General features: G+C 71.8%; 14 protein-coding genes and 1 pseudogene. 13 read left to right on the top strand and 2 right to left on the bottom strand.

Features of this window, described 5'->3' with window-relative positions:
- Positions 1–1072: 1072 nt before the first annotated feature.
- Complete coding sequence (locus AB0F82_RS14270; protein ID WP_362626930.1) at positions 1073–2662, bottom strand: recombinase family protein; 1590 nt, start codon at positions 2660–2662, stop codon at positions 1073–1075.
- A 43-nt stretch (positions 2663–2705) separates the two neighbouring features.
- Between AB0F82_RS14270 and AB0F82_RS14265 the strand changes: the two are divergent.
- The 6 genes and pseudogenes from AB0F82_RS14265 to AB0F82_RS14240 all read left to right on the top strand — a co-directional run.
- Positions 2706–3014 (top strand): annotated as a pseudogene (locus tag AB0F82_RS14265) (TadA family conjugal transfer-associated ATPase); the annotation flags it as partial.
- Between the two features lie 26 nt (positions 3015–3040).
- A complete protein-coding gene (locus AB0F82_RS14260; RefSeq protein WP_362627137.1) occupies positions 3041–3895 on the top strand; it encodes a type II secretion system F family protein in 855 nt (284 codons plus the stop codon).
- Positions 3895–4668, top strand: a complete 774-nt coding sequence (locus AB0F82_RS14255; RefSeq protein ID WP_362626927.1) for a type II secretion system F family protein — start codon at positions 3895–3897, stop codon at positions 4666–4668. The genes AB0F82_RS14260 and AB0F82_RS14255 overlap by 1 nt, the downstream gene beginning before the upstream one ends.
- Positions 4669–4715: 47 nt before the next feature.
- On the top strand, positions 4716–4913 hold the full coding sequence (locus AB0F82_RS14250; RefSeq protein ID WP_356810247.1) for a DUF4244 domain-containing protein: 198 nt from the start codon (positions 4716–4718) through the stop codon (positions 4911–4913).
- The gene (locus AB0F82_RS14245; protein ID WP_362626923.1) at positions 4900–5286 is read left to right on the top strand and encodes a TadE family type IV pilus minor pilin; all 387 of its coding nucleotides are present in this window, start codon (positions 4900–4902) and stop codon (positions 5284–5286) included. The genes AB0F82_RS14250 and AB0F82_RS14245 overlap by 14 nt, the downstream gene beginning before the upstream one ends.
- Positions 5283–5624, top strand: coding sequence for an Rv3654c family TadE-like protein (locus AB0F82_RS14240; protein WP_356810245.1), 342 nt, complete (start codon positions 5283–5285; stop codon positions 5622–5624). The genes AB0F82_RS14245 and AB0F82_RS14240 overlap by 4 nt, the downstream gene beginning before the upstream one ends.
- Before the next feature lie 793 nt (positions 5625–6417).
- On the opposite strand, the gene AB0F82_RS14235 is transcribed toward AB0F82_RS14240, so the two are convergent.
- Positions 6418–8868, bottom strand: coding sequence for a DEAD/DEAH box helicase (locus tag AB0F82_RS14235; protein ID WP_362626919.1), 2451 nt, complete (start codon positions 8866–8868; stop codon positions 6418–6420).
- An 81-nt stretch (positions 8869–8949) separates the two neighbouring features.
- Here AB0F82_RS14235 and bldG point away from each other — a divergent pair, with 81 nt between their 5' ends.
- The 7 genes from bldG to tmk all read left to right on the top strand — a co-directional run bounded on the left by bldG (position 8950) and on the right by tmk (position 21849).
- Positions 8950–9291: an anti-sigma factor antagonist BldG gene (gene bldG, locus AB0F82_RS14230; protein ID WP_008743037.1), complete on the top strand. Its 342-nt coding sequence runs from the start codon at positions 8950–8952 to the stop codon at positions 9289–9291.
- A 122-nt stretch (positions 9292–9413) separates the two neighbouring features.
- Positions 9414–9854: an ATP-binding protein gene (locus AB0F82_RS14225; RefSeq protein WP_362626916.1), complete on the top strand. Its 441-nt coding sequence runs from the start codon at positions 9414–9416 to the stop codon at positions 9852–9854.
- Between the two features lie 279 nt (positions 9855–10133).
- Positions 10134–12533 carry a sodium-translocating pyrophosphatase gene (locus tag AB0F82_RS14220; RefSeq protein WP_362626913.1) on the top strand — a complete coding sequence of 800 codons (2400 nt, stop codon included), beginning with the start codon at positions 10134–10136 and terminating at the stop codon, positions 12531–12533.
- Positions 12534–12695: 162 nt separating this feature from the next.
- Positions 12696–13262, top strand: a complete 567-nt coding sequence (locus AB0F82_RS14215; protein ID WP_030648192.1) for a hypothetical protein — start codon at positions 12696–12698, stop codon at positions 13260–13262.
- A 144-nt stretch (positions 13263–13406) separates the two neighbouring features.
- The gene (locus AB0F82_RS14210; RefSeq protein WP_362626910.1) at positions 13407–14921 is read left to right on the top strand and encodes a DUF7059 domain-containing protein; all 1515 of its coding nucleotides are present in this window, start codon (positions 13407–13409) and stop codon (positions 14919–14921) included.
- A gap of 599 nt (positions 14922–15520) precedes the next feature.
- Positions 15521–18352, top strand: coding sequence for a type I DNA topoisomerase (topA, locus tag AB0F82_RS14205; protein ID WP_356810240.1), 2832 nt, complete (start codon positions 15521–15523; stop codon positions 18350–18352).
- 212 nt (positions 18353–18564) lie between these two features.
- Positions 18565–21849 (top strand): dTMP kinase, encoded by a 3285-nt coding sequence (gene tmk / locus AB0F82_RS14200; RefSeq protein ID WP_362626907.1) that lies wholly within the window; start codon positions 18565–18567, stop codon positions 21847–21849.
- The last annotated feature ends 7 nt before the right edge of the window (positions 21850–21856 follow it).

Raw genomic sequence — 21856 nt, 5'->3', positions numbered from 1 at the left:
TTCGCGTATGCCGTGACTAGAATTGCCATGGTCGCCTTCTTTGCTTCCGGCGGAACTGCCGGAAATTTCTTGGGTGGGGTTGCCGCGTCCCATATCCGAAATGAATTGGCACAGGACGCCTCAACGTGCTGTCGGGTCTCGTCCGGGTATCGGTCCCGCCCGGCTTCCGTCAGAGCCTCGATTACGGTGGGGAGAACCGCCTTTCCGTGCTGGCGGAATGCGCGGTCATATGCGCGGTGGTCCCGCTTGCAGAGCGGCATGTAGTGCGCCGTGCTGGTGCTCCACAGGTGTCCTTCTCGGTAGACCTCTCGCGGGTCCTGGTGGTCGTACGCCCATTCCTCAGCGAAGGTGCCACAGAAGGCACACGGCTTGAGATTGGCCGGACCTTTCACGTCGACCACCTGCCGGTGAGCCTGTCGGTATTCATGCTGTGCAGTAGCCACGGGTAAGTCCTCGTTCCTGGCAGAAAGCAAGAAAACCCCGCACCCGGGGAGTACATGCCTTCGCCTGCCAGGGCTCGAAGGAATGCGCTCAACCCGGGTACGGGGTCGATTGTGAGCCGCACGGATACCCTGGCAGGCGCGCGGCGACGAAGATGTAAAGGTGTCTTCGAAGGTATCTAGTGAGTCGACCGCCTGCCGGAAGCCGAAAACTCGACTATCTCGGCCGGCCGTGGCCCAACTCACAGAGGGGAGCAGCGACGGGCAAATACCTGTGAGAGGTGGAGTCGCGCGCCGTGTAGAGATGTAGGTTCGGAGGGTGGTTTGAGGTTGGCGCTAGGACTCTTAGCTCGAACTGATTTGGTAGTGCAAAACTACACTTCTACATTCTTGCAGTTCAGATCAGGTTTCCCGATGAACCGTCAGAAACCTTTCTGCACTGAGGCGCTTTTCGCCCCTCATTCGCTGCTCACCCCTGCGGGCCCCGTGTGCCCGCCTGACTGCCTCTAAGCCGTCCGCCGGTCCCGAGTGCCGGCGAGCATGCATGAAGCCGCCTGAGGGGCACTCAGGGCATGAGAAAGCCCCGCCCGGTCAATGACCGAACGGGGCTCAGAGCCTCAGGGGCTAGGGGGTCAACTCAACTCTTCTTCCAACGCGAGAGCGATCAAGTGGGCTTCTGCCGGTTCAGACTCGCGCCACCAGGCAGGGCCAGCGAAACTCGGCGTGACCCGCGTGGAGTCGAATCGCTTGGGTGCTCCCGGAGTTGCCGGGCGAATGACGACCCGTGTTCCTAGGTCAGTGAGCAAGGCCCGCCGCCCTTCTTCATCGCGCGAACCCCAGGCTTCGTTAATGGTGCCTCCGGCATCCACCCAGCGGCCTTCGGCGTGTTCAGCTTCCGCCATTAGTTCAGTCTGTCGCTTTTCCAGTGCGGTGATCTGGCTGATTACCATGCGTGCCCCAGTGCCGTTCGGGTCCAGTTCCCCTAGGCTCCCTGCAAGGCGCTCAATTCGCCCCGTGATTTCTGAGTGTTGCAGTACCGCGCTGCCATCCGGTTCAGCCCAGCGCATGAGGGAGAATGTCCCAAACCGCTTTCTGTATTCGGCAGTTACCAGCTCTTCGAGATACCGGGCAGTGATGACGTTGGGCTTGTGGATTCCTTGCTTTCCTACGCCCTTGCGGCATACATACGTGCTGTAATCCGTTCCGTTCACAGTGCGGCGCTGCCGGTACATCGGACCGTTGCACTCAGAGCAGATCGCCACATGAAGGAGTAGCGCCTTACCGGTTCGTTCGCTGCCACGCCCCTTCGCCTTTCCGTCAATGATCGCGCGTACTGCGGACCATGTCTCAGCGCAGAGGATCGCCGGTCCGGCCGATACGGGCTTTCCCTGAGAATCAAGCACGGGCTGATTTGTGAGGGCACCACGCTTCTCCCCAGGGGAAGCCTGAATGAGCCATCCCCGAATTGCGGCTGTATAAAGAACATCGCGCAGCGTGGTTGAGTGCCATCTGCCGCCGCGCAGTTCGCGCCCGTCTCGCTTCCGTGCGTGGTCTGCCGGAGGGAGGATTCCGCGCTCATTGAGTTCGCGGGTAAGGCCAGTCAACGTAGCTCCGTGGTTTATGAGCTTGTCTGCGCACTCGCGAATTATTGCAGCGGCAGTCTTGTCCTTATCGTCGCCCTCCTCTGTAATTGCTACGGTGGTCTCGTCGATGGTCCATCGCTTGTCATTGATCGGGCCGGTGACCGCGTAGCCGTATGGGGCCAGTCCGCCTAGATGGTTGCCGCGCGAACGAAAGTGCTTCTTGCTTTCCGTTATTCGCGACGTGATCATATCGCGCTCGTATTCAGCGAAGGCGGCAAGGACGTTGATGATGATGCTTGCGTTTTCCGGCGATACAACGCCGTCCGCCGTGATGATTGTTGTTTTGGTCGATTTGGCGGCGTCAAGGAGTCGCTGAAACTCCAGCACACTTCGCGCGTACCGATCGAGCTTTGCTGCGAGGACGAAGTCAACACGGGGAAGCCACGAAAGGACTTCACGCATACCGGGGCGGGTTTCGAGCTTGCTGGCTCCGCTGACGTTGGTGTCCGTGGCGACGTGTACCACCTTCCACCCGCGCTGTTCGGCGTATGCCTTGCAAGCGGCAATCCGGTGGTCGGGTGCTTCCTCAGCGAAGAGACGGGACAGTCGGTCGTAGATGATGCAGGTGGGTTGGCTCACGTTGGGTCCTGGTGAGTCGAACGCCATGGAGTACTAGGCGAGGCACCCGGGCGGCTGCGGCACGGTGCACGCCAATGCCGCCGCCCATGTCCCGGCCCGGCTGGAGGCGCTGGGGACGGCCGCCGGGCTCGACCGGGGCGCTCTGCACAGCCAGTTGGCCGCCGCCCTGACCCTGGTGCTGCACCTGGTCCGGGACCGGGAGGGGCGGCGCCGGTTGGCCGAGGTGCACGTGCTGGAGCGGGACGCCGCCGGACTGGTGGTGACCGTACCCGCGCTGCGGTGGGCCGCCCGGGGCTTCGTACGGGAGCAGGGCTGGGACCGGCTGCGTCCGCTGTTGCGAGGTGCCCGGTGAGCGCCGGGGCGGGGCTGCCGCTGCCGCTGTTCGCAGGAGTGTTGTGCGCGGGCGCGGCCGCCTGGGGGCTCACCGGGTGCGACCGGGTGTCCCGGCGGGCCCGGTTGGTGCTTGCTGACGCAGGGAGGCCGCTCGTGTGCGGGCCGCCACGCCGGGAGTTGGTGCTGGGCGCTGTCCGGGTGCGGGCCGTGCGGTGGCGGGAATGGGCCTGTCTCGGGGTCGGGCTGGTGGTCGCGCTCCTGGGCGGGTCGGTGTTCCCGTTGCTGGCGGGAGGGGCCGCGGTGCCGCTGGTGCGGCGGTGGCTGCGGGTGCGGGCGCGCGAGCGGGCCCGGTCCGCGCGGGCCGCCGAGGTGGTGGCCCTGTGCGGAGCGGCGGTCGGCGAGCTGCGGGCCGGGGCCCAGCCCGGGCAGGCGCTGATGGCGGCGATGCGGCGGTCGGCCGCGGGCCCCGGCGGGCCGGGTGCGGCGGAGGCGGGGGTGCTGGCCGCCGCGGCGTTCGGTGGGGACGTCCCTGGTGCGCTGCGGCTGGCGGCCCGGGAGCCGGGCGCGGAGGGACTTGCCGGCATGGCCGCCTGCTGGCGGGTGTCCGTGGACGGCGGAGCGGGGCTGGCCGCCGGGCTGGACCGGCTGGAGGGGGCTCTGCGGGCCGAACGGGACCGGCAGGAGTCGCTGCGGGCCCAGTTGGCTGGGGCGCGGTCGACGGTGCTGGTGCTCGCCCTGCTGCCGCTGGTGGGCCTGTTGATCGGAACCGGGCTGGGGGCGGATCCGCTGCATGTCCTGCTGCACACGCCGATGGGGTGGGGCTGTCTGCTGGCGGGCGGGGTGCTGGAGGCGCTGGGGCTGCTGTGGTGCCGGCGGATCGTCCGGGCGGGTGAGCGGTGATGGCCGGATTCTTCGTCCACAGGCTGGGGATTGTGCTGAGCCTCGCGGCGGCCCTGTGGACGGTGTCGGCTGTGGTGGCGCGGGTCAAGGCGCGCGCCGTCCGGTGCAGGACCGCCGCGCTGCTGGGGGCGCGGCCTCGGCCTCGCGGGCCGGTGTTCGGTGCCGCGCTGCGGGGCGGGGCGGTGGTGTGGGCCGGTCCGGCCGGGGCGCTGCTGGCGGGCTGGGTGCTCCTCGGCGGCGTGACCGGGGTGGTTGTCGGCTGCCTGACTGCGGTCGGGGTGCGGCGTTGGCAGGCCCGGCCGCGGCCGCCGGCCGGCATTGATCCGCGGGAGGCTGAGCGCCAGCTGCCGTTTGCCGCCGAGCTGCTGGCCGCGTGCCTGGCGGCCGGCGCCGGGCCGGTGGAGGCCGCGGAGGTGGTGGGCGAGTCGCTGGGCGGCCCGGTGGGCGAGCGGCTCGCGAGTGCCGGGGCGGAGCTGCGGCTCGGCGGCGAACCGGGCGCCGGGTGGGGGAGGTTGGCGGAGATACCGGGTGCCCGGGCACTCGCCGACTGTCTGGAGCGTGCCGCGCGGACCGGGGCGCCCGCGGCGGAGCCGGTGTCCCGGCTCGCCTCAGGGCTCCGGGAGGACCGGGCCCGCCGGGCCGGAGCCAGGGCGCAGCGGGCGGCGGTCCTCGTCACGGCCCCGGTGGGGCTGTGTTTCCTCCCCGCTTTTCTCTCGATCGGGGTCGCTCCGGTGGTGATCGGTATGGCCTCGGGACTTCTCTCCGGCACCTGAAGTCACATTGATCACACATCAACAACGGAAATACACAGGAGGTTGCCATGAGGATCATCTGGGTTCGTGTGCGGACGGCGCTCGGCGGTCGCGGGAGCGATGCGGGGATGTCCACTTCGGAATACGCCATGGGCACGATCGCGGCCTGCGCATTCGCGGCTGTCCTCTACAAGGTGGTGACGAGCGAAGTCGTCGCCACGGCCCTTCAGTCGACCATCGGGAAGGCGCTCGATGTGCCGTTCTGAGGGGAAGTCCGGGGCAGGCCGGGGAATGGGGGACCGCGGATATGTGACCGCGGAGGCCGCCCTGGTGATTCCGGCGCTGGTGCTCTTCGCGGCCATGCTGGTGTGGGCTCTGATGGCGGCTGCCGGACAGATCCGGTGCGTGGACGCGGCGCGGGCCGGTGCGCGGGCGGCGTCCAGGTCGGAGCCCGCGGAGGTGGCGGTGGCGGCGGCACGAGAGGCTGCGCCGCCGCGGGCACGGGTGGAGCTGGAGCGGGTGGGCGACCTCTGGCGGGTCCGCGTGGCGGCGCCCGTTCCGGGGCCGGGCGGGATCCCGCTGCGGCTGGGCGCGCAGGCGGTGGCACTCGCCGAGGACAGCGTGGGGCCGCCGCCGTGAGCCGGGACCGGGGCTCGGCCACGGTCTGGGCCGCGCTCGTCGCGACGGTGCTGGGGGCGGTGTTCGCAGGGGTGCTGCTGCTCGGCCAGGCCGTCGTGGCCCGCCACCGGGCGGCGGCGGCCGCGGACCTGGCGGCGCTCGCGGCGGCGGCCACCTGGGCGCACGGCCCGGACACCGCCTGCGCCACGGCGCTCAGGGTGGCCAGGGCGCAGGGCGCGGAACTCGCCGGGTGCCGCCTCGGGGGCGAGGTCGCCGAGGTGGAGGCCCGGGTTGCGGCGGGCCCCTTCACGCCCCGGATACGGGCCCGCGCGGGCCCACCCCGAGAGCCGCCGGTCTGACGACCCGGTGGGGCCGTCTGGCGGGGGCTCGCGGGCTGGCGCCTGAGCCGCCGGGCTGATGGCCCTGCGGGGCCGTCAGGGGTAGGCCGCAGCCCGTTTGGAGCAGCCGGGGCTGGTCGGGCTTGCCCGTGGCGCAGGGCTGAGGGCCCGGTGGGGCCGTCCGGGGCAAGCCCGGTATATCGGCGGGACTGCCCGCGGGCTCGGCCCAGAGCCGCAGGCTGAGGGCCTCATGGGACCCGTCCGAGGTAGGCCCGACAGTCCCGCTTGGGGCGCCCCAGGGCGCTCGGGCCCCGCTCTGGGACTAGGCGGCTCAGTTCCCGCAGGGTCCGGTGGGGCCGGCCGTCCGGGGGCGGCGGGCCCGGCATCTTGGCCGGACAGCCAGGGGCTCGCGGTCCCGAGAGCCGCAGGCTGTGGGCCTCGTGGGGCAGCGGGCCCGGCAGGCCGCCCGGGGCGCCCCAAGGCGTCCCGGCCCCGCCCTTGGTGCCGGCGGCTCAGGCCCCGCAGGGTCCCGTGGGGCGCCCGGGGGACGCCCGGCCGGGCCAAGCCGGGGTTCCGCCCGGGGCGCCAGGGGCGCCTGCCGGGGGCCGGTTCGGGTCGGCTCCGGGTTGTCCGGGGCGCTGCCCCGGACAGGACAGGCCCCGGCCAGGGCCCGGACAGGCCCAGGACAGCACTAGGACAGGCGCCGGACAGGGCTGGGGCAGGCCCCGGACACGTCCCGGCCGGGCCCGGGACCACAGGTCAGGCCCACGTCAGGCCCAGGTGAGGGCTGGGACGGGTCGGGGGCGGAGGCGCCTCAAGGGCTTTCGGAGAGGAGGCGGGTGAGGAGGCGGATGGCGCCGCGCTTGTGGAGGGGGTCGTTGCCGTTGCCGCACTTGGGGGACTGGATGCAGGAGGGGCAGCCGGCCTCGCATTCGCAGGCGGCGATGGCGTCGCGGGTGGCCGTCAGCCAGGGGCGGGCCGTGTGGAAGGCCCGCTCCGCGAAGCCGGCGCCGCCGGGGTGGCCGTCGTAGACGAAGACCGTGGGGAGGAGGGTGTCGGGATGCAGCGGCACGGAAACGCCGCCGATGTCCCAGCGGTCGCAGGTGGCGAACAGCGGCAGCATGCCGATGGAGGCGTGTTCCGCGGCGTGCAGGGCGCCGCCGAGGATCTCCGGGTTGATCCGGGCCTCGTCGAGCTGGTCCTCGGTCACCGTCCACCAGACGGCCCTGGTGCGCAGGGTGCGGGGCGGCAGGTCCAGCTTGGCCTCGCCGAGGACCTCGCCGGTGATCAGCTTGCGGCGCAGGTAGGAGACGACCTGGTTGGTCACCTCCACGGAGCCGAAGCAGAGCCGGGCCGAGCCCCAGGGGATCTCGGTCTCGGTTTCCAGGATGGAGATGGAGGTGGTGTCGCGGGCCGTGGTGGAGAAGGGCGGGTCCGCCGCCTCCACGAGGGCCGCCGAGCCCTCCAGGTCCAGGTGCTGCACGAGATACGTGCGGCCCTGGTGGAGGTGGACGGCCCCCTCGTGGACGGTGGTGTGGGCCGCCGACTCGTCGACCGTGCCCAGCAGCCGGCCGGTGGAGGCCTCGACGATCTGCACCGGGCGGCCGCCGCCGCCCCGGATGTCGGTCAGGTCCGAGGCCCGCTCCCGGCGGGTCCAGTGCCAGCCGGACGCGCGGCGGCGCAGCAGCTTCGCCGCTTCGAGCTGGGGGAGGAGCTCCTTGGTGGTGGGGCCGAAGAGGTCCAGGTCCGCCTCGGTCAGCGGGAGCTCCTCCGCGGCCGCGCACAGGTGCGGGGCGAGGACGTACGGGTTGTCGGGGTCCAGGACAGTGGCCTCCACCGGTTGGCGGAACAGCGCCTCCGGATGGTGGACCAGGTAGGTGTCGAGCGGATCGTCGCGGGCGACCAGCACGGCCAGGGCGCCCTGGCCCGAGCGCCCGGCCCGGCCCGCCTGCTGCCACAGGGAGGCCCGAGTGCCCGGGTAGCCGGTGATCAGTACGGCGTCCAGGCCTGAGACGTCCACGCCCAGCTCCAGGGCGCTCGTGGCGGCCAGCCCCAGCAGTTCGCCGGAGTGCAGGGCCCGCTCCAGGGCCCGCCGCTCCTCGGGCAGGTAGCCGCCCCGGTAGGCCGCGACCCGCCGCGGCAGGGACCGGTCCACTTCCGCGAGGCGCTCCTTCGTGATCACGGAGATCAGCTCGGCGCCGCGCCGGGAGCGCACGAAGGCGACCGTGCGGACGCCTTGGACCACCAGGTCGGTCAGCAGGTCGGCGGTCTCCGCGGTGGCCGTACGGCGTACCGGAGCGCCCTTCTCGCCCCGCAGCTCGGTGAGCAGCGGGGGCTCCCAGAGGGCGAAGACCACCTCGCCGCGCGGTGAGGCGTCGTCGGTGATCTCGATCACGGGTACGCCGGTCAACCGGGACGCGGCGGCCGCAGGATCACTGGCCGTGGCGGAGGCCAGCAGGAACACCGGCTGCGAGCCGTAGCGGGCGCACAGCCGCCGCAGCCGGCGCAGGACCTGGGCCACGTGGGATCCGAAGACGCCGCGGTAGGTGTGGCACTCGTCGATCACCACGTAGCGCAAGGCGCGCAGGAAGGAGGACCAGCGGGGGTGGGCGGGGAGGATCCCGCGGTGCAGCATGTCGGGGTTGGTGAGGACGTGGTTGGCGTACTGGCGCACCCATTCGCGCTCCTCGACCGGCGTGTCCCCGTCGTAGACCGCGGCGCGGACGGCGTTGCCCAGCGGGGCGGCCAGGTCCCGTACGGCGCGCCGCTGGTCGGCCGCCAGGGCCTTGGTGGGGGCCAGGTACAGGGTGGTCGCGCCCCTGCCGTTCGGCGCCTGCGCGCCGTCCACGAGGGCCGACAGCACGGGTGCGAGGTAGGCCAGGGACTTGCCCGAGGCGGTCCCCGTGGCCACGACCACGGATTCTCCGTCCAGGGCGTGTTCGGCGGCCGCGGCCTGGTGTTCCCACGGATGGTCGATTCCGGCGGACTGGATGGCGGCTACTACGTCCGTTCGGATGCGGTCGGGCCAGACTGCATGACGGCCCTCCCGAGGGGGCAAGTGCTCCGTATGGGTGATGCGCGCAGAGCGGAAAGGCCCCCGTGACAGGCGGTCCAGGACCGTGCCGGGGGTGGGTCGGGAGTCCGCGTCTGCCGTGGGCCGTCCGGGACCGTGAGTGTTGGCCATCGGAACCGAGTGTGTCACCGGCGTGCGGGACAATGGTCGGAAGGCGTCGTGCGCGCCTGCCGGTAAGTGATTGAATGCCATTGCGGCAGCCAATCCCTCACCTACCTTCGGGTGGGGAGGCCCCTGGGGGGCGCCGCTCGATAGCAAGGTGCTGGAGGATCCGTGGACCTGTCCCTGTCGACTCGCACTGTCGGCGACCGTACGGTCGTGGAGGTCGGTGGCGAGATTGATGTGTATACCGCGCCCAAGCTGCGCGAGCAGTTGGTCGAGTTGGTGAACGACGGCAGCTACCACCTGGTCGTCGACATGGAGCGAGTGGACTTCCTCGACTCCACCGGACTGGGTGTGCTCGTGGGAGGCCTCAAGCGCGTCCGCGCGCACGAGGGTTCGCTCCGCCTGGTGTGCAACCAGGAGCGCATCCTGAAGATCTTCCGTATCACCGGTCTGACCAAGGTGTTCCCGATCCACACCACGGTGGAAGACGCCGTCAACGCCACCGACTGACGGCTCCAGGCGGCCCCCGGCAGTCTCCGGGCAGCTGGGGGCCGACAAGGAGAGCGGGGGTGCCGGGCCATGGATGGTCCGGACCCCTGTCAAGGCACGCCCGTAGTCCGAGGGGGACGCGCATGGCCACCGTTGAACTGCGCTTCAGCGCCCAGCCCGAACACGTCCGGACGGCCCGCCTGGTCGCGGCCGCCGTGGCGCGCAGGGCCGGCGTGGAGGAAGCCGTCCTCGACGAGGTCCGCCTCGCCGTGGGCGAGGCCTGCTCGCGTGCCGTCGGACTCCACCGGACCAACGGGCTCACCGCGCCCGTCCGGGTGGTGCTGACCGAAGAGGACAAGACGTTCTCCATCGAGGTCGGCGACGAGGTCCCCGGCCCGGGCGGGGGCCCGGCCGAGACCATGTCCGGCATCGCCGCGGTCGAGGACTCCGACGGGGACACCGAGGACGAGATGGGTCTCGCGGTGATCAGCGGGCTCGTCGACGACGTCGAGGTGACCAGTGGGGAATCGGGCGGGACCATCCGGATGAGCTGGCCCGTTATGGGTTCCGTCGACCTTCACTGAGATCACAACGTGATCCTGGCGCGCATCCTGGCGCGCACAAACCTCCTATCTTCTGATCTTTATCAAGGCCCTGCTGAGCAGGGCCTTTTTTCATTTCTCTAGATCAATGAGCATTCGTCAATGCCTTTGCCCCATTACCACTTTCGAGGGTAATGGAGTGACGCGATCTATTGCTGAGGAGCAGGAGCACGCCAATTGCGTTTCCTGCGCACTGTTTTGATCGGGGCGGGCTCCCTACAATCCGTCCACATCTTGAGCTCATCACGTCAAGGAGGACGAATGACGGGGCTCTTCACCCCTCTCGCGCCGGACAGCACCGCTGATCTGGCATCCGCAGTACTCACCGATGACAATCGGCTCATCGTGATGGTCATTGCGGCCGTGGCACTCGCCGCACTCGTCGTCGCGCAGTTCCTGGTCCGCCAGGTCCTCGCCGCCGACGAGGGAACCGACAGCATGAAGAAGATCGCCGCGGCCGTCCAGGAAGGCGCCAACGCCTACCTCGGCCGGCAGCTGCGCACTCTCGGCATCTTCGCCGTCGTGGTCTTCTTCCTGCTCTTCCTGCTCCCCGCCGACGACTGGAACCAGCGGGCGGGACGCTCCGCCTTCTTCCTCGTCGGCGCCATCTTCTCGGCGGCCACCGGCTACATCGGCATGCGCCTGGCGGTCCGCGCCAACGTCCGCGTCGCGGCGGCGGCGCGCCAGGCCACACCGGCCGAGGGGCAGCCCGCCAAGGACCTGACCGAGGTCTCCCACCAGGCGATGAAGATCGCCTTCCGTACGGGTGGCGTGGTCGGCATGTTCACCGTCGGCCTCGGCCTCCTCGGCGCCTCCTGCGTCGTCCTGGTCTACGCCGCGGACGCCCCCAAGGTCCTGGAGGGCTTCGGTCTCGGCGCCGCCCTGATCGCGATGTTCATGCGCGTGGGCGGCGGAATCTTCACGAAGGCCGCCGACGTCGGCGCCGACCTGGTCGGCAAGGTCGAACAGGGCATTCCGGAGGACGACCCGCGCAATGCCGCGACCATCGCCGACAACGTGGGCGACAACGTCGGAGACTGCGCCGGAATGGCGGCCGACCTCTTCGAGTCCTACGCCGTCACCCTCGTGGCCGCGCTCATCCTCGGCAAGGCTGCCTTCGGCGACCTGGGCCTCGCCTTCCCGCTGATCGTCCCCGCGATCGGCGTGATCACCGCGATGATCGGCATCTTCGCGGTCTCCCCGCGCCGCAGCGACCGCAGCGGCATGACCGCCATCAACCGCGGCTTCTTCATCTCGGCCGTGATCTCCCTGGTCCTGGTCGCGATCGCCGTGTACGCCTACCTCCCGGCCTCCTACAAGGACCTCGTCGGCGTCGAGAACGCGGCCATCACCAACCACTCAGGTGACCCGCGCGTCCTGGCCGTCGTCGCCGTCGCCATCGGCATCGTGCTGGCGGCCCTGATCCAGCAGCTCACCGGCTACTTCACCGAGACCAACCGCCGTCCCGTCCGGGACATCGGCAAGTCCTCCCTGACCGGCGCGGCCACCGTCGTCCTCGCCGGCATCTCCGTCGGCCTGGAGTCCGCCGTCTACACGGCGCTGCTCATCGGTCTCGGCGTCTACGGGGCGTTCCTGCTCGGCGGCACGTCGATCCTGCTCGCCCTCTTCGCGGTGGCCCTGGCCGGCACCGGCCTGCTCACCACCGTCGGCGTCATCGTCGCCATGGACACCTTCGGACCCGTCTCCGACAACGCCCAGGGCATCGCCGAGATGTCGGGCGACGTCGAGGGCGCGGGTGCCCAGGTCCTGACCGACCTGGACGCCGTGGGCAACACCACCAAGGCCATCACCAAGGGCATCGCCATCGCCACGGCAGTGCTCGCCGCCGCCGCGCTCTTCGGCTCGTACAACGACGCGATCGCCACCGCCGTCAAGGAAGTCGGGGCCAAGGCCGGGGAGATGAACCTCAGCCTGGACATCGCACAGCCCAACAACCTCGTCGGGCTGATCCTGGGCGCGGCCGTGGTCTTCCTGTTCTCCGGCCTCGCCATCAACGCGGTCTCCCGCTCCGCGGGCGCCGTGGTCTACGAGGTGCGCCGCCAGTTCCGCGAGCACCCCGGGATCATGGACTACACCGAGAAGCCCGAGTACGGGCGCGTCGTCGACATCTGCACCAAGGACGCGCTGCGCGAGCTCGCCACGCCCGGCCTGCTCGCCGTCCTGACGCCGATCGCGGTGGGCTTCAGCCTCGGCGTCGGCGCGCTCGGGTCCTTCCTCGCCGGCGCCATCGGCACGGGCACGCTGATGGCGGTCTTCCTCGCCAACTCCGGCGGCGCGTGGGACAACGCGAAGAAGCTGGTCGAGGACGGCCACCACGGCGGCAAGGGCAGCGAGGCCCACGCGGCGGTCGTCATCGGCGACACGGTCGGCGACCCGTTCAAGGACACCGCCGGTCCCGCGATCAACCCGCTGCTCAAGGTCATGAACCTCGTGGCGCTGCTGATCGCGCCCGCCGTCGTGCAGTTCAGCTACGGCGCGGACACCAGCCCGACCGTACGGGCGGTCGTAGCGCTTCTCGCGATCGGCGTCATCATCGGCGCCGTGTACGTCTCCAAGCGCCGCGGCATCGCCGTGGGCGACGAGGGCGACGGGACGGCCGAGCGGGTGGCCCAGTCCGCAGACCCGGCGACGGTCTCCTGACCGAGGCACCGACCGACAGGACGGGCCGGGCCGGGCAGGGCCGGCCGTGCGCCCGAACGGCGGACAGGCGGCGCGGACTGACGCGCCGTCTGTCCGCCTTTCTGCGTCGCGGATGGCAGGCGTGTATCTTCCGGGCCGAGAGCCTTCGAAGGGACCAATCCGGTGAACAAGAAGCTTGCGGCCGCGTTGTCGGGCAGTGCGGTGCTGATGCTCGTCCTGTCCGGCTGCGGTGGAGACGACGGCGACGAGAAGGCCAACGCCTGGGCCAAGAAGGTCTGCGACCAGTGGCAGCCCGAACTCAAGAAGATCGAGACCGCCAACGCGGACATCAAGCGGGTGGCGACCGAGAGCAGCAAGCCCGACGAGGTCAAGCAGACGGACGCGGCGGCCTTCGCGACCATGTCCGAGTCGTACAAGACGATGGGTAGCGCCCTGCAGCAGGCGGGGGTGCCGCCTGTCAAGGACGGCGCCACGACCCAGGCGGCGGCGGTCAAGGGCTTCGAGTCGACCTCCAAGGGGTACGCCGACCTGAAGGCGAAGATGGACACCCTCGACCCCGCGGACCAGACGAAGTTCGCCGACGGCCTCAAGGAGGTCGCGGGCGGTCTGGAAGCGGCGACGAAGGGCGGCCAGGACGCGCTCGCCACGCTCAACGAGGGCGGCCTGGACAAGGCCATCAACAGCCAGAAGGGCTGCCAGGTCGCGGCGCCGTCGGCATCGCCCAAGTAGCCGGGCCCGCAGGCCCCGCAGGGCCGCGCAGCGCCGTACGAAGACCCGGGCGGCCGGGCTCCCGTGAGGGGATCGCGGCCGCCCTTTCGTGCGTACGGGCCCGTGGTGAGCGGCAGAACGGGCCCCAGCGGACACAATGGACGCGTGAGTACCACGAGCCTCCCCACCCCCGACCATGCCGCCGAGCTCCGCAGCGCCATGCTGGCCGCCGGCTTCACCGCCGACGGGCTGCTCGACCTGCTCGGCGCCCCCGCCTACGCCGCGCTGGCCCGCAGTGAGACCGTGCCCGCGCTGCGCGCCACCCGGGGCGGCGGCGAGGGACCGCTCGCGACCCTGGTCCGGCTGTTCCTGCTGCAGCAGCCCGTGCCGTACGTGCACGCCGCGTCGGCGATGCCGGTCGAGGCCGCCCTGGCCGACGGCTGGCTGCGGCGCGAGGGCGACGAGGCGCACGCCACCGTCGACGTGCGCCCGTACGGCGGCCCGGGCGGCGAGGACTGGTTCATCGTCTCGGACCTCGGGTGCGCCGTGGGCGGGGCCGGCGGGATCGGCAGCCGGGAGGAGGGCGTCGTCCTCGGCGTCGGCGGCGCCTCCACCACCCTGGCCGGTATCACCGTGCGCACCCCGGTCGGCTCCGCCCTGGACCTCGGCACCGGATCCGGCATCCAGGCGCTGCACGCCACCCGGCACGCGACGAGGGTCACCGCCACCGACGTCAACCCCAGGGCCCTCGGATTCACCCGTTTGACGCTCGCGCTCTCCGGGGCGCCGGAGGCCGAGCTGCTCACCGGCTCGCTCTACGAGCCGGTCGGCGAGGCCACGTACGACTTGATCGTCTCGAACCCGCCGTTCGTGATCTCCCCCGGCGCCCGGCTGACGTACCGCGACGGCGGGATGGGCGGCGACGACCTGTGCCGGACCCTGGTCCAGGAGGCGGGCGAGCGGCTCAACCCCGGCGGGTACGCGCAGTTCCTCGGCAACTGGCAGCACGTGGAGGGCGAGGACTGGCACGACAGGCTCCGCTCCTGGGTGCCGCGCGGCTGCGACGCCTGGATCGTGCAGCGTGACGTGCAGGACGTCACGCAGTACGCGGAGCTGTGGCTGCGCGACGCGGGGGACCACCGCACCGACCCCGCCGAGTACGCGCGGCGGTACGAGGACTGGCTCGACGAGTTCGACGCCCGCAAGACCAGGTCGGTCGGCTTCGGATGGATCACCTTGCGGCGGACGGACGCGGCCGAGCCCTCGATCGTGGTCGAGGAGTGGCCGCACACGGTGGAGCAGCCGCTCGGCGAGGCCGTCCTCGCCCACTTCGCCCGCCAGGACTACCTGCGCGAGCACGACGACGCGGCCCTGCTGGAGGCCCATTTCACGCTGGTGGAGGAAGTGGTCCAGGAGCAGGTCGGCCCGCCCGGCGCGGAGGACCCGGAACACGTCGTGCTCCGGCAGAACCGCGGAATGCGGCGCGCCACGAAGGTCGACACGGTCGGCGCGGGCTTCGCGGGAGTGTGTGACGGCTCACTGAGCGCCGGGCGGATCCTCGACGCGATCGCGCAGCTGATGCAGGAGGACCCCGTGGTGCTGCGGGACCGGACCCCGGAGGCCATCCGGCTGCTGGTCGAGCAGGGGTTCCTGGAGCCCGTGGCGCGCCCCGGCCAGTAGCCGGCACCGGGATGTAACCGGGGGTTCGCCCGGCGTATCCCCGGGGCCGGCAGTATGCGCGACAACGGGATCCGGGGGGGTCCCGAGAGTGGCCCGGGGGAGAGGGGAACAGCGCGGAAGGCGGTCCGGCGATCTTCGCGAGGGCCGTGTTCCCGCTGTTCGGGGCCGCTCTGCAGGCCTGGACGGGAGCGCGCGCCGGCCGCTGTGCGCCGGTGGCCCGAGGTGCGCGCCCCGTCGTGGTCGAAGCGATGGTTCCGTTTTTCCGGCAGGGCTTCGGTGAGGCTTTCGCCACCTTCGGGGGCCCGGCGCGCCGCACGGCTCCGGACCCGCCGCGGCGGGTCCGCCGCGGCCGTGGCACCGGCCCGGAATGCCGGTGCGGGACGGGGTGCGGGAGCGGGGCCAGACGGCCCCCCGGCCACTCGGCCCGGTGATCGGGAAGGGGCGGGCGCGGCATCCGGGCGGCAGAAACGGCACTTGTCGGGTTACCGTTCGAGTGGCCGTTGCGGGCTTGTGCCGTTTGACACGGGGGCGGGTTGTACCGTCACACTCCGCAGCGTCGCCGTACTGCGACCGAGTGCCGACCGGAGAGAAGAGCCAAGTTGTCCCCGACTAGCGAGACCGCAAAGGGCGGCCGCCGACTCGTCATCGTCGAGTCCCCAGCCAAGGCGAAGACGATCAAGGGCTACCTCGGCCCGGGATACGTCGTCGAGGCGAGCGTCGGGCACATCCGCGACCTCCCGAACGGCGCGGCCGAGGTTCCCGACAAGTACACCGGTGAGGTCCGCCGGCTCGGCGTGGACGTCGAGCACGACTTCCAGCCGATCTACGTCGTCAACGCCGACAAGAAGGCCCAGGTCCGCAAGCTCAAGGAGCTGCTGGCCGAGTCCGACGAACTCTTCCTCGCCACCGATGAGGACCGCGAGGGCGAAGCCATCGCGTGGCACCTGCAGGAAGTCCTCAAGCCCAAGGTCCCCGTCCACCGGATGGTCTTCCACGAGATCACCAAGGACGCGATCCGCGACGCCGTCGCCAACCCGCGCGAGCTCAACCAGCGCATGGTCGACGCCCAGGAGACCCGCCGCATCCTCGACCGCCTCTACGGCTACGAGGTCTCGCCGGTCCTGTGGAAGAAGGTCATGCCGCGCCTGTCGGCCGGCCGCGTCCAGTCGGTGGCCACCCGCCTCGTCGTCGAGCGGGAGCGCGAGCGCATCGCCTTCCGCTCCGCCGAGTACTGGGACCTGACCGGAACCTTCTCCACCGGCCGGGCCGGAGACGCCTCCGACCCGTCGACCCTGGTCGCCCGCCTGAACACGGTGGACGGCAAGCGCGTCGCCCAGGGCCGAGACTTCGGCTCGAACGGGCAGCTCAAGAGCGAGGTGCTGCACCTCGACGAGGCGGGCGCCCGGGCGCTGGCCGCCGCGCTGGAAGGTGCTTCGTTCGCCGTCCGGTCCGTCGAGTCCAAGCCGTACCGCCGTTCCCCGTACGCCCCGTTCCGTACGACGACGCTCCAGCAGGAGGCCTCGCGCAAGCTGGGGTTCGGTGCGAAGGCGACGATGCAGGTGGCGCAGAAGCTGTACGAGAACGGCTTCATCACCTACATGCGTACGGACTCCACCACGCTGTCCGACACCGCGGTGTCGGCCGCCCGGGCGCAGGTCACCCAGCTCTACGGAGCCGACTACCTGCCGGAGAAGCCCCGCGTCTACGCGGGCAAGGTCAAGAACGCGCAGGAGGCGCACGAGGCGATCCGTCCTTCGGGTGATCGTTTCCGCACCCCGGCCGAGACAGGTCTGACCGGCGACCAGTTCCGCCTGTACGAGCTGATCTGGAAGCGCACCGTCGCCTCCCAGATGAAGGACGCGGTCGGCAACAGCGTCACCGTGAAGATCGGCGGCCGGGCGTCCGACGGACGCGACGCCGAGTTCAGCGCGTCCGGCAAGACGATCACCTTCCACGGCTTCATGAAGGCGTACGTCGAGGGCGCGGACGACCCGAACGCCGAGCTCGACGACCGCGAGCGGCGCCTGCCGCAGGTCGCGGAGGGCGACGCGCTCGCCGCCGAGGAGATCACGGCGGACGGCCACTCGACCAAGCCGCCGGCCCGCTACACCGAGGCCTCGCTGGTCAAGGAGCTCGAAGAGCGGGAGATCGGCCGGCCGTCGACGTACGCGTCGATCATCGGCACGATCCTCGACCGCGGATACGTCTTCAAGAAGGGCACGGCCCTCGTGCCGTCCTTCCTGTCGTTCGCCGTGGTCAACCTGCTGGAGAAGCACTTCGGCAGGCTCGTCGACTACGACTTCACCGCGAAGATGGAGGACGACCTCGACCGCATCGCACGGGGTGAGGCCCAGTCCGTGCCGTGGCTGAAGCGCTTCTACTTCGGCTCCGAGGACGCCACCGAGGTCGTACCGGCCGACGGCGACCACCTCGGCGGTCTGAAGGAGCTGGTCACCGACCTGGGCGCGATCGACGCCCGGGAGATCTCCTCCTTCCCGGTCGGCGAGGGCATCGTGCTGCGCGTCGGCCGCTACGGCCCGTACGTGGAGCGGGGCGAGAAGGACGCCGAGGGCCACCAGCGCGCCGACGTCCCGGACGAGATGGCTCCGGACGAGCTGACGGTCGCCTATGCGGAGGAGCTGTTCGCGAAGCCGAGCGGCGAGTTCCAGCTCGGCAAGGACCCGGTCAGCGGGAACGAGATCGTCGCCAAGGACGGCCGCTACGGGCCGTACGTGACGGAGATCCTGCCCGAGGGCACGCCGAAGACCGGCAAGAACGCGGTCAAGCCTCGGACGGCCTCTCTCTTCAAGACGATGAGCCTGGACACCGTCACCCTCGACGACGCCCTGAAGCTGATGTCGCTGCCGCGTGTCGTCGGCGCGGACGCCGAGGGCGTGGAGATCACGGCCCAGAACGGCCGCTACGGCCCGTACCTGAAGAAGGGCACGGACTCGCGGTCGCTGGAGACCGAGGACCAGCTCTTCACGATCACGCTGGACGAGGCGCTCGCCATCTACGCGCAGCCCAAGCAGCGCGGGCGGGCCGCGGCCAAGCCGCCGCTGAAGGAGCTGGGCACGGACCCGGTCAGCGAGAAGCCGGTGGTGGTCAAGGACGGCCGCTTCGGGCCGTACGTGACGGACGGCGAGACGAACGCGACGCTGCGGCGGGACGACGACGTCGAGACGATCACGCCGGAGCGGGGCTACGAGCTGCTCGCGGAGAAGCGGGCGAAGGCCCCGGCCAAGAAGACGGCGAAGAAGGCCGCCGCCAAGAAGGCCCCGGCGAAGAAGGCGACCGCGACGAAGACCGCGGCCGCGAAGAAGACCGCCGCGAAGAAGACGACGACCGCGAAGGCGGCGACCGCGAAGAAGACGGTCGCGAAGAAGACGGCGGCGAAGAAGACGGCCGCGGCCCCGGCTGCGGACGAGTAGTCGCGACGAGAGCCCCGTGTCCCGAGCCCCGTGCTCCGGCGCGGGGCTCTCACGTATCCGCCGTCCGGCCCCGCCGGCGTTCGAGCGCGCGGTGCGGGGCAGAGCCCCCGCGACGGCGCCCGGGCCGCCTCGGCGGAAGGTGGGTCCGGGGTCACACCCGGCCTTGTCCACAGGCTTCCGCACCCGCATGGCGCAGCGGATAGGCTGGGCGGATGACGCGAGCCGAGCAGCCGGCGGTCGTGACCGCCCCGGCGAAACCCACCTACGACGAAGCCCTAGCCGCGGATTCCCGTGAGCGTGCGGTGCGCGCACTGCTGCGCACCCCCCGGCTGCGGCGGCTGTGGAGCGCCCAGCTGGTGAGCGGCATCGGTGACGCCCTCGCCCTGCTGGTGCTGGTGCTGCTGGCCCTTCAGGCCGCTGCTTCCGAGGGCGCCTTCGGCGGCGGGTACCGGGGTGCGGCCCTCGCCGTCGCCGCCGTCTTCGGCGTCCGGATCCTCGCAACCCTGTTCTTCGGCGCGGTCCTGCTCGGCCCCCTGGCCGGGCTCGTCGGCGCGGGCGGCAAGCTGGACCGCCGCTGGACGATGATCGGGGCCGACGGGGTGCGCCTCGCGCTGTTCGTCGTCGCCCCGCTGTGGCTCGACTGGATCCCGGCCCACGCGCTCACCGCGCTGCTGGCCACCGTCTTCGTGTCCGGCGCCGCCGAACGGCTGTGGACGCTGGCCAAGGAGAGCGCGGCTCCCGCCCTGCTGCCCGAGCCGCCGCCGGAGGGGGCCACCGTACGGCCGCTCCCGGACCACATGGACGCCCTTCGGCGACTGACCCTGCGTACGTCCTTCGCGGCGCTCCCCGTCGCGGCGGCCGCGCTGCTGGCCGCGACCCTGGTCGGCAAGGCCCTCGGCCTGGGCGTGGACTGGTTCGCCGCGAACCAGTCCGCCCTCGGCTCGTACGTCGCCGCCGGTCTCTTCGCCGCGTCGGTCTCCCTGCTGCTGCCGCTGGTGCTGCCGAACGCGGCGACTCCGCGGCCCCGTTCCCCGCTGGAGGGCCTGCGCGCCCCCAAGGCGGGAGACCGGCCCGACAAGGGCCGTACGGGCGCCATTCCCCTGCTGGTCCTGAGCTGCGCCGCGGTCGCCGGAGCGGTGTCCTGTGCCGTCGCCGTGGCCGTCCTGCACGCCTTCGACCTGGGCGGGGGGCCGGCCGCCTTCGCGCTGTTCGTCCTCGCGCTGGTCGGCGGCACCGCCGCCGGCATCCGCGCCACCCAGGCCGGCAAGGTGCTGCCCGGCCTGTCCCGGCGCCGGCTGCTGGCCCTCGCCATAGCGGTGACCGGCCTCGCGCTGCTGCTGAGCGGCCTCGTCCCGGACATGGCGACGGTGCTGTTCCTCTCGCTGCTCGCCGGCACCGCCGCGGGCATCGCCGCCAACGCCGGCCACACGCTGCTGGACCAGGAGGCCGAGGAGTTCCGCCGGGCCCGGCTCACCGAGCACCTCCAGGCCGTCGTACGGGTGGCCGTGGCGGTCGGCGCCGTCGCCGCGCCGGTCCTGGCCGCGGTGATCGGCCCGCACCGGCTGACCGGTGCCGAGGTCGTCTTCTCGCACGGCGGGGCCGCCTTCACCCTGATGCTCGTCGGCGCGCTGCTCCTGCCGGTCGCCGTGGTCGTCCTCACCAAGGCCGACGACCGGGGCGGCGTGCCGCTGCGTCGTGACCTGCGCGACGCGCTGCGCGGCGGGGAGCCCGTACAGGCCCCGGCCGCCACCGGCTTTTTCATCGCCCTGGAAGGCGGCGACGGAGCCGGCAAGTCCACCCAGGTGCAGGCGCTGGCCGACTGGATACGGGCCAAGGGCCACGAGGTCGTCGTGACCCGGGAGCCGGGAGCCACCCCGGTCGGCAAGCGGCTCCGCTCGATCCTCCTCGACGTGTCCTCGGCCGGTCTGTCGAACCGCGCGGAGGCCCTGCTCTACGCGGCCGACCGCGCGGAACACGTGGACACGGTGGTGCGTCCGGCCCTGGAGCGCGGGGCGGTCGTCATCTCCGACCGCTACATCGACTCCTCGGTGGCCTACCAGGGCGCCGGCCGCGACCTCTCCCCGACGGAGATCGCCCGGATCTCGCGCTGGGCCACCGACGGGCTCGTACCGCACCTGACCGTGCTGCTCGACGTGTCGCCGGAGGCCGCGCGGGAGCGGTTCACGGAGGCGCCGGACCGATTGGAGTCGGAGCCGGCGGAGTTCCACCAGCGGGTGCGGGCCGGGTTCCTGACCCTCGCCGCGGCCGATCCCGGCCGCTACTTGGTGGTCGACGCCGGGCAGGACCCGGACTCGGTGACCACCGTCGTACGGCACCGCCTGGACCGGATGCTCCCGCTTTCCGAGGCGGAGGTGGCCGCGCAGGCGGAGGCCCGGCGCCTCGCCGAGGAGGAGGCGCGGCGCAAGGCCGAGGAAGAGGCGGCGCGCAAGGCCGAGGAGGCGCGGCTGCGCGCCGAGGAGGAAGCACGCAAGGCCAAGGAGGCCGAGGAAGCGCGGATCAGGGCCGAGGCCGAGGCCGCCCGCAAGGCGGAGGAGGAGCGGCTGCGGGCCGAGGAGGAGGCCCGGGCGCGGGCCGAGGCCGAGCGGCTGCGCGTGGAGGCCGAGGCGAAGGCACGCGCGGCGGAGGCCGAGCGGCTGCGCAGGCAGGCCGAGGAGGAGGCCCGGCTGCGGGCCGAGGCCGAGGAACGGCGGCTGGAGAAGCAGCGGCGGGCCGAGGAGGCCCTGCTGAAGGCAGAGGAGGCGCGCCGGCTGGTGGAGGCATCGGCGGCCGAGGCGGCTGCGAAGGCGGCGGCTGCCGCTGCTGCGGCCGAGGCCCAGGCGGCTGCGGCAGCGGCTCCCGCGGCTCCGGCGTCCGGTCCGGCGGGGGGTTCCGCCGGGGCGGCCGCGCCCAGGGTCGACATGACGAAGGAGCCGCATCCGGACGACGCGGTGACGATCGAGACCCCGGCGGTCAAGCGGGTCGTCCGGCCGGACGACGTCACCCAGACCGTCCCGGTACCGAAGGTCGACCCGTCGGCTGCGGCGCCCGACGTGGCGGAGACGGCGGTGCTGCCGCCGGTGCGTCCGGCCGACGAGACGGCCGTGCTGCCGCCCGTGCGCCCGGAGGACCCGCGGCGTTCCGGCCCGAGCGGCGGCTCCGGCTCCGGCAGCTCCGGCTCCGGTAGCTCGGGAAGTGGGTCGGGTGGTGGCTCCGGCAGCGGCGGACGGGCGCATTCCGCCACGCGGCCGACGGCCCGGCGCCCCGAGGAGGACCCGGCCGACCGGGTGCCGTCGGGCATCTTCCGGGATTCGAGCAACGACCGGACCCGGGAGCTGCCCGTCGTCGACGACGACGGGCGGCCGCGCCGCTCCCGCCCGGACTGGGCGGAGGAGACCCCGCTCGACGACCTGCCGACGCTGGCGGACGAGCTCCTCGGCCGCCGCAGGGACGACGAGGACGACGACGAGGGCGAACGCGGAGCGCGCCGCCGCCGCTGACGGCGGC

This window comes from Streptomyces virginiae (genome assembly GCF_040638905.1).
Taxonomy (GTDB): Bacteria; Actinomycetota; Actinomycetes; order Streptomycetales; family Streptomycetaceae; genus Streptomyces; species Streptomyces virginiae_B.
The sequence above is the reverse complement of the archived record's forward strand: the minus strand, read 5'-3'. Positions and strand labels throughout refer to the sequence as shown.

What these genes read in the sequence shown, in the direction of transcription:
- AB0F82_RS14225 (WP_362626916.1), top strand. Translation starts at nt 9,414, where the DNA reads ATGGCCACCGTTGAACTGCGCTTCAGCGCCCAGCCCGAACACGTCCGG.
- AB0F82_RS14250 (WP_356810247.1), top strand. Translation starts at nt 4,716, where the DNA reads ATGAGGATCATCTGGGTTCGTGTGCGGACGGCGCTCGGCGGTCGCGGG.
- AB0F82_RS14235 (WP_362626919.1), bottom strand. Translation starts at nt 8,868, where the DNA reads ATGGCATTCAATCACTTACCGGCAGGCGCGCACGACGCCTTCCGACCA.
- tmk (WP_362626907.1), top strand. Translation starts at nt 18,565, where the DNA reads ATGACGCGAGCCGAGCAGCCGGCGGTCGTGACCGCCCCGGCGAAACCC.
- AB0F82_RS14245 (WP_362626923.1), top strand. Translation starts at nt 4,900, where the DNA reads ATGTGCCGTTCTGAGGGGAAGTCCGGGGCAGGCCGGGGAATGGGGGAC.
- AB0F82_RS14255 (WP_362626927.1), top strand. Translation starts at nt 3,895, where the DNA reads ATGGCCGGATTCTTCGTCCACAGGCTGGGGATTGTGCTGAGCCTCGCG.
- AB0F82_RS14220 (WP_362626913.1), top strand. Translation starts at nt 10,134, where the DNA reads ATGACGGGGCTCTTCACCCCTCTCGCGCCGGACAGCACCGCTGATCTG.